The following is a 13972-nucleotide window of genomic DNA, read 5'->3' as shown; positions in this document are numbered from 1 at the left end:
TGCATGGGAGCGCTCCCAACCGCGTTCGTTCCACTCCCCGTTCCGCTCACTCCGACAGCCCCGAGAGGAAGCAGCCCATGTTCCGCAGCTTACGAAGAGCGCTCTGCGCCGCGGCGGCCGCGCTTCTGCTGCCCCTGGCCGGCGCGCACACGGCGCACGCCGCCGACACCCCCGGCGCCGGGTACTGGCACACCAGCGGCCGTCAGATCCTGGACGCGGCCGGGCATCCCGTGCGGATCGCCGGCATCAACTGGTTCGGCTTCGAAACGAGCAACCACGTCGTCCACGGCCTCTGGTCCCGCGACTACAAGAGCGTGATCGACCAGATCAGGTCGCTGGGCTACAACACCCTGCGCATCCCCTACAGCGACGACATCCTCAAGCCCGGCACCATGCCGGACAGCATCAACGTCTCCGGCGGCATGAACGCCGACCTCCAGGGCCTGACCTCCCTCCAGGTCCTCGACAAGATCGTCACGTACGCCGGCCAGGACGGGCTCAAGGTCATCCTCGACCGGCACCGGCCCGACTCGGCCGGGCAGAGCGCGCTCTGGTACACGGCGTCGGTGCCGGAGTCGACCTGGATCACCAACCTCAAGGCGCTCGCCGCCCGTTACGACGGGCAGGACGCGGTCATCGGCATCGACCTGCACAACGAGCCGCACGACCCCGCCTGCTGGGGCTGCGGCGACACGACGAAGGACTGGCGGCTCGCCGCCCAGCGCGCCGGCAACGCGGTCCTCGCCGTCAATCCGGACCTGCTCGTCTTCGTCGAGGGCGTGCAGACCTACAACGGCGTCTCGGGCTGGTGGGGCGGCAACCTGATGGGCGCCGGGCAGTACCCGGTGCAGCTCGACGTGGCGAACCGGGTCGTGTACTCGGCCCACGACTACGCCACCAGCGTCGCCCAGCAGAGCTGGTTCAGCGATCCGTCCTTCCCGTCCAACATGCCCGGGATCTGGGACAAGTACTGGGGCTACCTGTTCAAGCAGAACATCGCCCCCGTGTGGGTCGGCGAGTTCGGCACCACCCTGCAGTCGACGGTCGACCAGAAGTGGCTGGCCGCCCTGGCGTCCTACCTGCGGCCCACCGCGACCTACGGCGCCGACTCCTTCCACTGGACCTTCTGGTCGCTGAACCCCAACTCCGGTGACACCGGCGGCATCCTCAACAGCGACTGGACCACCGTCGACACGGTCAAGGACGGCTACCTCACGGGCATCAAGGCGCCGCTCTTCCCGAGCACCGGCACCGGCACCGGCGGCGGTGGCGGCGACGGTGGCGGAGGCGGCGGCACGCACGCGTGCAGCGCCACCTACACGGTCACCAACGACTGGGGCAGCGGCTTCAACGCCGAGGTGAAGGTGAGCAACACGGGCACCGCCGCGCTGTCGTCGTGGAAGGTGACGTGGTCCTTCCCCGGATCGCAGAAGATCACCAACATCTGGAACGCCACCGCGACCCAGAGCGGCCAGACGGTGACCGCCGTCAACGCCGCCCACAACGGGTCGGTACCGGTGGGCGGTTCGGCCGGCTTCGGCTTCGGCGGCGCACCCGGGGGCGCGGGAACACCGAGCGTGAGCTGCACGGCGGCGTGAACCCTACGGCCGCGTGAGCTGTACGGCGACGTCAGCTGCATGGCGGCGTGCATCCCGAGGCCGCGTGAGCTGTACGGCCGCGTGAGCCGCTGCGGGGCCGGGTGGGCGTCGCCCGGTCCCGTGACACGCGCGAGGGGCGCCCGGTGTGGCACCGGGCGCCCCTCGTCGTCGGATCTACGTGATCAGAGCTTCTCGATCACGTAGTCGATGCACTTCGTCAGCGCCTCGACGTCCGCCGGGTCGATCGCCGGGAACATCGCGACGCGCAGCTGGTTGCGGCCGAGCTTGCGGTACGGCTCGGTGTCGACGATGCCGTTGGCGCGCAGCACCTTGGCGACGGCCGCGGCGTCGATGTCGTCCGAGAAGTCGATCGTGCCGATGACCTGCGAGCGCTTGGCCGGGTCCGTGACGAACGGCGTCGCGAACTTCACGTCCTCCGCCCAGCCGTACAGCGTGCGCGCGGAGGTCGCGGTGCGGCGCACGGCCCAGTCCAGGCCGCCTTGGCCGTTGATCCACTCCAGCTGCTGGTTGAGCAGGAAGAGGGTGGCGAGGGCGGGGGTGTTGTACGTCTGGTTCTTGCGGGAGTTGTCGATCGCCGTCGGCAGGGAGAAGAACTCCGGGACGTGCCGGCCGGAGGCGTGGATCCGCTCGGCGCGCTCGATCGCGGCCGGGGAGAAGACGCCGATCCACAGGCCGCCGTCGGAGGCGAAGGACTTCTGCGGGGCGAAGTAGTAGACGTCCGTCTCGCTGACGTCGACGGGCAGGCCGCCGGCGCCGGAGGTGGCGTCGACCAGGACCAGGGCGCCCTCGTCGGCGCCCTCCACCCGCTTGATGGGCATGGCGACACCGGTCGAGGTCTCGTTGTGGGTGAACGCGTAGACGTCCACACCGGCCTCGGCCCGCGCCTCCGGGTGGGTGCCCGGGTCGGCGGAGACGACGGTGGGCTCGGCCAGCCACGGGGCCAGCTTGGCCGCCTTGGCGAACTTCGAGCTGAACTCGCCGAAGGTGAGGTGCTGCGACTTGTTCTCGATCAGACCGTGGGTCGCGATGTCCCAGAACGCCGTGGAGCCGCCGTTGCCGAGGATCACCTCGTAGCCCTCGGGCAGCTGGAACAGCTCGGAGATGCCCTCGCGGACCTGGCCCACCAGGTTCTTCACGGGCGCCTGGCGGTGGGAGGTGCCCAGGAGGGAGGTGCCGGTGGCGGCGAGGGCGTCCAGCGCCTCGGTCCGCACCTTGGAGGGACCCGCGCCGAAACGTCCGTCGGCGGGCTTGATGTCAGCGGGAATCTGGATGTCGGCCACGAGTCGGAGGGTATCGGCTGGGCCAAACCGGACGGAAACGTGTCCGTCGGATGAGACAGGATCGCCGGGGGATGGACTGGTCGATTCGTACGACGATTCGTATGACGATAGGGCCGGGGCTGTGGAAAAGTCGCGGTGACTGTGCGTGAGCGGATGCATCCTGGACGCATGACGGATCACTCGGGTCTCGAAGCGGAGCTGCGCGCCGCCGTCCGGGGCGAGGTGGGTTTCGACACCGCCTCCCGGGCGCTGGTCACCATGGACGCGTCCAACTACCGGCGCGTCCCGCTGGGCGTGGTGGCGCCGAGAGACGCCGACGACGTGGCCGCCGTGCTGGAGGTCTGCCGGGCGCGCGGGGTGCCGGTGGTCGCGCGCGGCGGGGGCACGTCGATCGCCGGGCAGGCGACGGGCACGGGCGTGGTCCTGGACTTCACCCGGCACATGAACCGGCTGCTGCACCTCGACCCGGGCACGCGGACGGCCGTCGTCCAGCCCGGACTGGTCCTCGACCGGCTCCAGGAGGCCGCCGCCCCCCACGGTCTGCGCTTCGGCCCCGACCCCTCCACCCACAGCCGCTGCACGCTCGGCGGGATGATCGGCAACAACTCCTGCGGCTCCCACTCCGTGGCCTGGGGCACCACCGCCGACAGCGTGCGGGAGCTGTCCGTGATCACCGGGCGCGGCGCACGCCTGCGGCTCGGACAGGGCTGGGCGGGCGCCCCGGCGGGACTGCGGGACCTGGTCGACGGCGAACTGGCGCGGCTGCGCACCGGCTTCCCCGACCTGCCCCGCCGCATCTCCGGGTACGCGCTGGACGCGCTGCTGCCGGAGCGGGGCGCGGACGTGGCCCGCGCCTTCTGCGGCAGCGAGGGCACCTGGGGCGTGCTGACCGAGGCGGTCGTACGGCTCGTTCAGGCGCCGCGCGCCCGCGCCCTGGCCGTGCTCGGCTACGCCGACGAGAGCGCCGCCGCCGAGGCCGCCGCCGGACTGCTGGTCCACGGCCCGCTCACCGTCGAGGGCATGGCGGCCGACCTGGTGCCGCCGACCGCGGGCCTGCCCAGGGGCGGGGCATGGCTGTTCGTGGAGACCGGCGGGGCGACGCCGGCCGAGGCGAGGGCGGCGGCGGAAGCGGTCGTGGGCGCGGCCGACGTACTCGACGCGCTGGTCGTCACCGACCCGGCGGACCAGCGGGCCCTGTGGCGCATCCGCGAGGACGCGTCCGGCACGGCGACCCGGATGCCAGACGGCTCGGAGGCCTGGCCCGGCTGGGAGGACTGCGCGGTGCCGCCCGCCCGGCTCGGCGCCTATCTGCGGGACTTCCGCGCCCTGCTGTCCGCGCACGGGCTGCGCGGTACGCCCTACGGCCACTTCGGGGACGGCTGCATCCACGTCCGCGTCGACTTCGACCTGCTCACCGAGGCCGGCGTCGCCCGCTTCCGCCGTTTCTCCGAGGAGCTCGCCCACCTGGTCGTCGCCCACGGCGGCTCCCTGTCCGGGGAGCACGGCGACGGGCAGGCGCGGGCGGAGCTGCTGCCGGTGATGTACGGCGCGGGGATGGTCTCCCTCTTCGAGCGCGCCAAGGCGGTGTGGGACCCCGACGACCTGCTCAACCCCGGCATGCTGGTCCGCCCGGCCCCCTTGGACGCGGACCTGCGCTTCTCCGTGCTGCCCCGCGAGAAGGTGGACGTGGCGTTCGGCTACCCGGCCGACGGCGGCGACTTCTCCGCGGCGGTGCGCCGCTGCGTCGGCGTCGCCAAGTGCCGCACGACCACGGTGTCCGGCCCGGCGGTGATGTGCCCGTCGTTCCGGGCGACCGGCGAGGAGGAGCACTCCACGCGCGGGCGGGCCCGGCTGCTGCACGAGATGCTCGCCGGGGAGGTGGTCACCGACGGCTGGCGCTCGGCGGAGGTGCGGGACGCCCTGGACCTGTGCCTGTCCTGCAAGGGCTGCCGCTCCGACTGCCCGGTCGGCGTCGACATGGCCACGTACAAGGCGGAGTTCCTGCACCACCACTACGCGGGCCGCCGCCGCCCCGCGGCCCACTACACGATGGGCCGGCTGCCCGAGTGGCTGCGGTGGGTGGCGGTGCTGCGCGCGGCGGGCCTGGTGAACGCGGCGGCAGCGATCGGCCCGCTGGCCCGCCTGGCCAAGCGGTGGGGCGGGATCGCGGCCGAGCGGGAGATACCGCGGGTGGCCAGGGAGCCGTTCAGCCGGTGGTGGCGGGGGCGGGGGGCGACTGCGGTCGGCGGGTCGACGGGTGGCGGGGGGACTGGTGGTGGCCGGCGGATCGGTGGGGGCGGGCCGATGGGTGGTGGCCAGGCGAGCGGTCGTGGCCAAGTGGCCGGTGGGGGCCGGGCGCAGGGCGGTGGCGAGGTGCACGGCCGTGGCCGGGTGCAGGGCGGTGGTGAGGTGCAGGGCCGTGGCCAGGTGCAGGGCGGTGGGGGACGGCTGGTGGTGCTGTGGCCGGACACCTTCACCGAGCACCTCTCGCCCTCCGTCGGCCGCGCGGCGGTGCGGGTGCTGGAGGCGGCCGGGCTGCGGGTGACGTTGCCGCCGACGCTGCGGATGCGCGGCCGGCCCGTCGGGGACGCGAGGTCGAGAAGCGCGGCGGCGCTGCTCACGGCCCGCAGAGCGCGGGTGTGCTGCGGGCTGACGTACATCTCCACCGGCCAGCTCGACCGGGCGCGTGCGGTGCTGCGGCGGACGCTGGAGCTGATGGCGCCGGTGCTGGAGACGGACCTGCCGGTGGTGGTGCTGGAGCCGAGCTGTGCCGCCGCCCTGCGCGGCGACCTGCCCGAGCTGCTGCACGACGATCCGCGGGCGGCCCGGCTGGCGGAGCGGGTGGTGACCTTCGCGGAGGCACTGGAACGGTTCGCCCCCGACTGGAGCCCACCGGTCCTGGACCGCCCGGTGACCGGTCAGACCCACTGCCACCAGCACGCGGTGCTCGGCGACGCCGCCGACCGCCGGCTGCGCGCGGCCGCCGGGCTGACCGGCGAGCTGAGCGGCGGCTGCTGCGGCCTCGCGGGCAACTTCGGCTTCGAGCGCGGCCACTACGCGGTGTCGGCCGCGTGCGCGGAGGACCAGTTGCTGCCCTCGGTGCGCCAGGCACCGGCCGAGGCGGTGGTCCTGGCGGACGGCTACTCCTGCCGCACCCAGCTGGAGCAGCTGGGCGGCATCCGCGGCCGGCACCTGGCGGAGGTCCTGGCGGACGCGCTGGATGCGGCAGGTGAGGATGCCGAGGGGTGAGGCGGTGCGCCCGGGGTGCTCGCCCGGGCGCACGCCTCCTGCGGATCAGGCCCGGTCAGGCCCGGTCAGGCCCGGTCAGGCCCGTCAGGTCGGGTCCGGTCAGGTGCGGTACCGGTAGAGGATCCGGCCGCGGGTCAGGTCATACGGGCTCAGCTCCACGAGCACGCGGTCGAAGGGGAGGATCTTGATGTAGTTCTTCCGGATCTTCCCGCTGATGTGCGCGAGCACGTGGTGCCCGTTCTGCAACTCCACCTTGAAGGTGGCGTTGCGCAGGCACTCGAGGACGGTGCCCTCGATTTCCAGGCCGTTCGCTTTTCTCGCCAAGGTCTCCTGCTTTTCGATTCGGTGAGATGGATGGGGTGAGGGATGGAGCGGGTGGGTGAGTGGGCCTGCGTTCCGGCTCGGCCGGTCGGGCTCGGTTCGGCCGGTTGGGCCCTGCTCGGCCCGGTAGGGCTCGGCTCGGCTCGGCCCGGCGTGGGCGTGGCGTCAGGGGCGGACCAGTTCCAGGTAGCCGCCCGGTCGCCGGGCGCCGGCGCCCTCGACCAGCGCGATCGCCGCGGCGTTGGACTCGTCGACCTCGGCCCAGGCGGAGTCGATCCCGGCGTGGTGCAGCGCGCCCAGCGCGTGGGCGAGCAGCGCCCGCCCGATGCCCTGCCGGCGCTGGTCGGCGCGGATCGCGAGCAGCCCGATGCGCGCCCGGGTGCGGATCGGCACGACCCGGACCAGGCCGACGTACGCGCCGTCGCGGACGGCCACCGCGTACTTCGACGGGTCCACCAGGGTGTCGCCGGCCGGTCCGCGCAGCATCTCGGCCGGCATGGTGTGCCAGCCGACGGTGGCCTCGACCTCCTCGCGGATCGCGTGGTCCAGGGCGCGCAGGCGGCTCTCGTCCGCCTCGCCGGCGGGCAGGATCGTCACCCCGGCGGGGAGGTGGGAGGCGCCGAGCCCGTTCTCCCGCGGGTCGGTGGGCAGGACGTACTCCCGCTCACGGCGTCCTACGGTGAAGCCGAGCCGTGCCCAGCGCGCGGTGAGGGCGTGGTCGGTCTCGTCGACCAGAGTGTGCAGCGGCTTGGGCAGCTCCGCCAGCATGGCGGTGGCGAGCTGGTCGAAGACCGCGTCCTGCCAGACGTCGATGCTGAGGAAGAGCCGCCCGTCGGGCCGGTGGGAGACATCGCCCCGGCCGACGATCCGCTCGTCGGTCACGGCCTCCCACTGCGTCGTCGCGACCCGCGTGATCGTCACAGTGTTCATAGGTGTTCGCCTCTCAGGAGTGCCTCTGATGGGGCGCTCCGACGACACCTGAGTCAGTCGCACACCGTGACGGAAAGGGGGAGCACCCACCTCGATACAGCGTTCACGGGTGTCACCTCCTCCGGCAGAGCCACGGTCGACCTGGAAGCTATCAGCCCCTCCGCCGGTCCGCCCACTCCTTTTTCTCCGGGCCCGCCTGGACAGGAATCTCATCCTCCGGGACAGTGGCATGAGGGCTTCACGCCCCTGACGAAGTCCATTACTCTCGACTTCGCAGTGCATTACGATGAACAGTGCACCGTACGCGTCACCGATTGAGACCTCCGCACGCCACAAGCCCCTGGACCGCCCGTGACCCGCCCCGACACCGCCCCGTCCGCCTCGGCGACCCCCGGCCCGACGAACCCCGGTTCGGCGGCCTCCGCTGCTGCGGCCTCCGCGGCCGTGACCACGCCCGAGGCCGCCCGTGCCGCGACGGCGGCCGCCTCCCGCGCCGGCCGTCTCGGCTCGCTGGGCCCCGTCGGCCTGGTGCTCGCGGGCGGCACCTCGGTGCAGTTCGGCGGCGCGCTCGCGGTGACGCTGATGCCGCGGGCGGGTGCCCTCGGCGTGGTGTCGCTGCGGCTGCTGGTCGCCGCCGTGGTGCTGCTGCTGGTCTGCCGGCCGAGACTGCGCGGCCACTCGCGCGCCGACTGGGGCACGGTGATCGCCTTCGGTGTCGCGATGGCCGGCATGAACGGCCTGTTCTACGAGGCCGTCGCCCGCATCCCGCTCGGACCCGCGGTCACCCTGGAGGTGCTGGGCCCGCTGGCCCTGTCCGTGCTCACCTCCCGCCGCGCCCTCAACTTCGTCTGGGCCGGGCTGGCGCTGGCCGGGGTGTTCCTGCTCAGCGGCGGCGGATTCGGCGACCTCGACCCGGTCGGCGTCGCGTTCGCGCTCGGTGCGGGCGCGATGTGGGCGACGTACATCACCTTCAGCGCCCGCACCGGCCGCCGCTTCCCGCAGGCCGACGGGCTGGCGCTGGCGATGGCGGTCGGCGCGGTGCTGTTCCTGCCGCTCGGCATCGCGGAGGCCGGCTCCCGGCTGGTCGACCCGGTCACCGTCGGCCTCGGCGCGGCGGTCGCGCTGCTGTCGTCCGTCCTGCCGTACACCCTGGAACTGCTTGCCTTGCGCCGGCTGCCCGCGCCCACCTTCGCCATCATGATGAGCCTGGAGCCCGCCATCGCCGCGACGGCCGGTTTTCTGATCCTGGGCCAGGCCCTCTCCCCGGTCGAGGCGATCGCGATCGCCCTGGTCATCGCGGCGAGCATGGGCGCGGTCCGCACACAGGTGGGACGGCGCAGGCCGACCCGGGAGGCGTAACCCACCCGGCAACGCAAGCCCGCCCGAGAGGCGCAAGCCCGCTGCCGGGCCAGGCGGCCACCCGGGAGGCGCAGCCCCGCTGCCGGGCCAGGCGGCCAACCCGGGAAGTGCAGCCCCGCTGCCGGGCCCGCAGCGACCCAGGAGGCGCAGCCGCGCCGCCGGTCAGGCGCCCGGTTTCTCCCACACCGACACATGGCGCCGGCTCTCGTTCGTGAACGGTGAGCGGTCCCAGTCCTCCCAGCGGTGCCGCAGCCGCATCCCCGCGAGCCGGGCCATCAGGTCCAGTTCGGCGGGCCACACGTAGCGGAACGGGATCGAGACGTACGAGACGGTGCCGTCCTCCCGTACGGTCACGTGGTGCGAGCTCAGCGACTGCGTCGCCACGTCGTACAGGTCGAAGCCCAGCCGTGAGCCGTCCACGCGGAACGGCACCGCGGTCTGCCCCGGCGGCAGCCGCCGCAGGTCGGGCACGCCGACCTCCACGACGAAGCAGCCGCCGGGCTCCAGGTGGGCGGCGGCGTTGCGGAAGCAGTCCACCTGGGCGTCCTGCGTGGTCAGGTTGTTGATCGTGTTGAAGACCAGGTAGGCGAGCGAGAAGGTGCCGTCCACCCGCGTGGTGGCGAAGTCGCCGATCGTCACGCCGATCGCGTCGCCGCCCGGCTTGGCGCGCAGCCGGTCCGTCATCGCCCGGGACAGGTCGATGCCGTGCACCTCGACGCCGCGCCGTGCCAGCGGGAGCGCGATACGGCCGGTGCCGACGCCCAGTTCCAGCGCCCGGCCGCCGCTCGCCAGCTCCGCGAGGAGATCGACGGCGGGTTCGACGCGCTCGGGTTCGAACATCTCCGCGGACGACTCGTCGTAGGTGGCCGCGACCGATTCTCCGAAGTAACCGTCTGTGTCGTTTCCGTCCGTTGTATTCATCGGGATCGACGGTAGGGGCGGCGGGCGGGCCGGCGCGCGCGATTTTCGCGGGGCCGGCAGCGGCTCGCACCGGGTACACGGTGCCCTCAAAAAATCATGCAAGCATGCTTGATTGTTTTCGGGCCCGCTGCCATGCTCGCCGCATGTCAGATCCGACGCCCGTGATCGACGACCTCCGCGACGAGAGCTACGAACTCGACCGCCTGGTGGCCGGGTTGAGCCCCGCGCAGTGGGCCCTCGCCACCCCGGCGCCCCGCTGGACCATCGCCCACCAGATCGCCCACCTCGCCTGGACCGACCGCTCGGCTCTGCTCGCCGTCACGGACCAGGACGGGTTCCGCGCGCTGGTGGAGCAGGCCCTCGCCGCGCCGGACACCTTCGTCGACGAGGGAGCCGAGGAGGGGGCCGCCCTCCCGCCGGACGCCCTCCTGCACCGCTGGCGCGAGGGCCGGACCGCCCTCGACAAGGCGCTGCGCTCCGCCCCGCCCGGCGCCCGCTTCCCCTGGTACGGCCCGCCCATGGCGGCCGCCTCGATGGCCTCCGCACGCCTGATGGAGACCTGGGCGCACGGCCAGGACGTGGCGGACGCGCTCAGGGTGCGGCGGCCGCCCACGGACCGCATCCGGCACGTGGCACGGCTCGGCGTGCGCACCCGCGACTTCGCCTTCGGCGTGCGCGGGCTGCCCGTGCCGGCCGAGGAGTTCCGCGTCACCCTGCGCGCCCCCTCCGGCGACCTGTGGAGCTACGGCCCCGAGGACGCCCCGCAACGCGTCACCGGCCCCGCGCTCGACTTCTGCCTGCTGGTCACCCAGCGCGCGCACCGCGCCGACCTGGCCCTGCGCGCGGAAGGCCCCGACGCCGACCGGTGGCTCGACATCGCCCAGGCCTTCGCGGGCCCACCGGGCCCCGGCCGCCCGGCCACGGGGGAGGAGCGATGAGCGGGGACGGCGCCACGCGACAGGCCGGCGCCCCCCGGACGCCCACCGAAACGCATCCCCACGCCGTCCCCGGCCCCGACTCCGTCCTGCGCATCGGCAACGCCTCCGGTTTCTACGGCGACCGCTTCGACGCGATGCGCGAGATGCTCACCGGCGGTGAGCTGGACGTCCTCACCGGCGACTACCTCGCCGAGCTGACCATGCTGATCCTCGGCCGGGACCGGCTGAAGGACCCCGCCGCCGGATACGCCCGCACCTTCCTGCGCCAGCTGGAGGAGTGCCTGGGCCTCGCCCACGAGCGGGGCGTGAAGATCGTCGCCAACGCGGGCGGGCTGAACCCGGCCGGGCTCGCCGACGCCGTACGGCAGCTCGCCGGCCGGCTCGGCGTCCCGGTGCGGGTCGCGCACGTCGAGGGCGACGACCGCGCCGCGCACCACCCCGGCAGCCTCGCGGCGCACGCCTACCTCGGCGGTCACGGCATCGCCGCCTGCCTGCGCGCCGGCGCCGACGTCGTGGTCACCGGGCGGGTCACCGACGCGGCCCTGGTCACCGGCCCGGCCGCCGCCCACTTCGGCTGGCAGCCCGGCGACCACGACCGGCTCGCGGGCGCGGTCGTCGCCGGGCACGTCCTGGAGTGCGGGGCGCAGGCCACCGGCGGCAACTACGCCTTCTTCCGCGACGGCGGCCGCGACCTGCGCCGCCCCGGCTTCCCGCTCGCCGAGATCCACGCCGACGGCAGCAGCGTCATCACCAAGCATCCCGGCACCGGCGGTTTCGTCGACGTCGGCACGGTCACCGCGCAGCTGCTGTACGAGACGGCGGGCGCCCGGTACGCGGGACCGGACGTCACCGCCCGGCTGGACACGGTACGGCTGAGTCAGGACGGGCCGGACCGGGTGCGGATCGAGGGGGTGCGCGGGGAGGCGCCGCCGCCCACGCTCAAGGTCGGCGTCAACCGGCTCGGGGGCTTTCGCAACGAGGTCGTCTTCGTGCTGACCGGCCTGGACGTCGAGGCCAAGGCGGCGCTCGTGCGCGAGCAGCTCTCCGACGCGCTCGCCAAGTCGCCGCCCGCCGAGGTGCGCTGGGAGCTGGTGCGCACCGACCGGGCCGACGCGGACACCGAGGAGACGGCGAGCGCCCTGCTGCGGCTGGTCGTCCGCGACCCGGACCAGCGGCTCGTGGGGCGGGCGCTGAGCGGCGCGGCCGTCGAGCTGGCGCTGGCGAGCTACCCCGGCTTCCATGTGCTCGCGCCCCCCGGAAAGGGCTCTCCCTATGGGGTGTTCGAGGCCGCTCACGTCCCGCAGGACGCGGTGGAGCACGTCGCGGTGCTGGACGACGGGCGGCGCGTGCCGGTGCCCGCGCCGGCGGAGACGGCCGTCCTGTCACCGGTCGCGGAACCGGAGCTTCCCGAACCGTTGCCGGCGGGGCCGGTGCGCCGGGCCCCGCTGGGACTGGTCGCCGGCGCCCGCAGCGGGGACAAGGGCGGCGACGCGAACGTCGGGGTGTGGGCGCGCTCGGAGGAGGCCTGGCGCTGGCTGGCCCACGAGCTGACCGCCGAGCGGTTCCAGGAGTTGCTGCCCGAGACCCGCCCGCTGACCGTGGTCCGGCACGTCCTGCCGAACCTGCGCGCCCTCAACTTCGTCGTCGAGGGACTGCTCGGCGCCGGTGTCGCCGCACAAGCCCGATTCGACCCCCAGGCCAAGGCGCTCGGCGAATGGCTGCGCTCGCGCCGGCTCGACATCCCGGAGGCCCTGCTGTGACCGTGCTGACCTCGGCCCTGGACCCGGCCGCCCCCGACCACCGGGCGAACCGCGAGGCCATGCTCGCCAAGCTCGCCGACCTCGACGCCGAGCACGCCAAGGCGCTCGCGGGCGGCGGCCCGAAGTACGTCGAACGGCACCGGGGGCGGGGCAAGCTCCTCGCCCGCGAACGCATCGAGCTGCTGCTCGACCCGGACACGCCGTTCCTGGAGCTGTCCCCGCTGGCCGCCTGGGGCAGCGACTACACCGTCGGCGCGTCCCTGGTCACCGGGATCGGCGTGGTGGAGGGCGTGGAGTGCCTGATCACCGCCAACGACCCGACCGTGCGCGGCGGCGCGAGCAACCCGTGGTCGCTGAAGAAGGCGCTGCGCGCCAACGACATCGCGCTCGCCAACCGGCTGCCCTGCATCAGCCTGGTGGAGTCCGGCGGCGCCGACCTGCCCTCGCAGAAGGAGATCTTCATCCCGGGCGGGGCGATCTTCCGCGACCTGACACGGCTGTCGGCCGCCGGCATCCCGACGATCGCCGTCGTCTTCGGCAACTCCACGGCCGGGGGCGCCTACGTCCCCGGCATGTCCGACCACGTGATCATGGTCAAGGAGCGGGCGAAGGTGTTCCTCGGCGGCCCGCCGCTGGTGAAGATGGCCACCGGCGAGGAGAGCGACGACGAGTCCCTGGGCGGCGCGGAGATGCACGCGCGCGTGTCGGGCCTCGCCGACTACTTCGCCGTGGACGAGCCCGACGCGCTGCGGCAGGCCCGGCGCGTGGTGGCCCGGCTCAACCACCGCAAGGCGCACCCGGACCCGGGCCCGGCCGAGCCGCCCAAGTACGACGCCGAGGAACTGCTCGGCATCGTCCCCGGCGACCTCAAGACCCCCTTCGACCCGCGCGAGGTCATCGCGCGGATCGTGGACGGCTCCGACTTCGACGAGTTCAAGCCGCTGTACGGCACCAGCCTGGTCACCGGCTGGGCGGCCCTGCACGGCTACCCGGTCGGCATCCTCGCCAACGCCCAGGGCGTGCTGTTCAGCGCCGAGTCGCAGAAGGCCGCCCAGTTCATCCAGCTCGCCAACCAGCGCGACATCCCGCTGCTGTTCCTGCACAACACCACCGGCTACATGGTCGGCAAGGAGTACGAGCAGGGCGGCATCATCAAACACGGCGCGATGATGATCAACGCGGTGTCCAACTCGACGGTGCCGCACCTGTCCGTGCTGATGGGCGCCTCCTACGGCGCCGGGCACTACGGCATGTGCGGACGCGCCTACGACCCGCGCTTCCTGTTCGCCTGGCCCAGCGCCAAGTCCGCCGTCATGGGCCCGCAGCAGCTCGCCGGCGTGCTGTCGATCGTCGCCCGCCAGTCCGCCGCCGCCAAGGGACAGCCGTACGACGAGGACGCGGACGCCCAACTGCGGGCGCTGGTGGAGCAGCAGATCGAGTCCGAGTCGCTGCCGATGTTCCTGTCCGGCCGGCTCTACGACGACGGCGTCATCGACCCGCGCGACACCCGCACCGTCCTCGGCCTGTGCCTGTCCGCGATCCACACCGCCCCCTACGAGGGCGCACGCGGCGGCTTCGGCGTCTTCCGGATGTGA

Annotated in this window: 10 protein-coding genes; 6 read left to right on the top strand and 4 right to left on the bottom strand. The window is 73.4% G+C overall.

Annotation, left to right across the window (positions count from 1 at the left end; genetic code table 11):
* The first annotated feature begins 77 nt into the window (after window positions 1–77).
* Window positions 78–1598 carry a cellulase family glycosylhydrolase gene (locus ACF1AL_RS29255; RefSeq protein ID WP_391828106.1) on the top strand — a complete coding sequence of 507 codons (1521 nt, stop codon included), beginning with the start codon at window positions 78–80 and terminating at the stop codon, window positions 1596–1598.
* 182 nt (window positions 1599–1780) lie between these two features.
* Here ACF1AL_RS29255 and serC read toward each other — a convergent pair whose 3' ends face one another.
* Window positions 1781–2899: a phosphoserine transaminase gene (gene serC / locus ACF1AL_RS29250; RefSeq protein ID WP_366835495.1), complete on the bottom strand. Its 1119-nt coding sequence runs from the start codon at window positions 2897–2899 to the stop codon at window positions 1781–1783.
* Window positions 2900–3067: 168 nt separating this feature from the next.
* Between serC and ACF1AL_RS29245 the strand changes: the two genes are divergently transcribed.
* Window positions 3068–6148, top strand: coding sequence for an FAD-binding and (Fe-S)-binding domain-containing protein (locus ACF1AL_RS29245; RefSeq protein WP_391828104.1), 3081 nt, complete (start codon window positions 3068–3070; stop codon window positions 6146–6148).
* Between the two features lie 99 nt (window positions 6149–6247).
* Here ACF1AL_RS29245 and infA read toward each other — a convergent pair whose 3' ends face one another.
* Window positions 6248–6472, bottom strand: a complete 225-nt coding sequence (gene infA / locus ACF1AL_RS29240; protein WP_366835497.1) for a translation initiation factor IF-1 — start codon at window positions 6470–6472, stop codon at window positions 6248–6250.
* Window positions 6473–6634: 162 nt separating this feature from the next.
* A complete protein-coding gene (locus tag ACF1AL_RS29235) occupies window positions 6635–7399 on the bottom strand; it encodes a GNAT family N-acetyltransferase (protein WP_391821215.1) in 765 nt (254 codons plus the stop codon).
* Window positions 7400–7843: 444 nt separating this feature from the next.
* On the opposite strand from ACF1AL_RS29235, the gene ACF1AL_RS29230 reads away from it, so the two are divergent.
* A complete protein-coding gene (locus ACF1AL_RS29230) occupies window positions 7844–8758 on the top strand; it encodes a DMT family transporter (RefSeq protein WP_391828142.1) in 915 nt (304 codons plus the stop codon).
* 162 nt (window positions 8759–8920) lie between these two features.
* Here ACF1AL_RS29230 and ACF1AL_RS29225 read toward each other — a convergent pair whose 3' ends face one another.
* A complete protein-coding gene (locus tag ACF1AL_RS29225; protein WP_391828102.1) occupies window positions 8921–9679 on the bottom strand; it encodes a class I SAM-dependent DNA methyltransferase in 759 nt (252 codons plus the stop codon).
* Window positions 9680–9822: 143 nt separating this feature from the next.
* On the opposite strand from ACF1AL_RS29225, the gene ACF1AL_RS29220 reads away from it, so the two are divergent.
* The 3 genes from ACF1AL_RS29220 to ACF1AL_RS29210 are packed head-to-tail and all read left to right on the top strand — an operon-like array spanning window position 9823 to window position 13972.
* A complete protein-coding gene (locus tag ACF1AL_RS29220; RefSeq protein ID WP_391828101.1) occupies window positions 9823–10617 on the top strand; it encodes a TIGR03084 family metal-binding protein in 795 nt (264 codons plus the stop codon).
* Window positions 10614–12377 carry an acyclic terpene utilization AtuA family protein gene (locus ACF1AL_RS29215; protein ID WP_391828099.1) on the top strand — a complete coding sequence of 588 codons (1764 nt, stop codon included), beginning with the start codon at window positions 10614–10616 and terminating at the stop codon, window positions 12375–12377. Before ACF1AL_RS29220 ends, ACF1AL_RS29215 begins: the two co-directional genes overlap by 4 nt.
* Window positions 12374–13972 (top strand): acyl-CoA carboxylase subunit beta, encoded by a 1599-nt coding sequence (locus ACF1AL_RS29210; RefSeq protein WP_391828097.1) that lies wholly within the window; start codon window positions 12374–12376, stop codon window positions 13970–13972. The genes ACF1AL_RS29215 and ACF1AL_RS29210 overlap by 4 nt, the downstream gene beginning before the upstream one ends.

The sequence above is a fragment of the Streptomyces sp. NPDC014801 genome (genome assembly GCF_043082085.1).
Taxonomy (GTDB): domain Bacteria; phylum Actinomycetota; class Actinomycetes; order Streptomycetales; family Streptomycetaceae; genus Streptomyces.
This window is presented reverse-complemented; position numbering and strand designations above follow the sequence as displayed.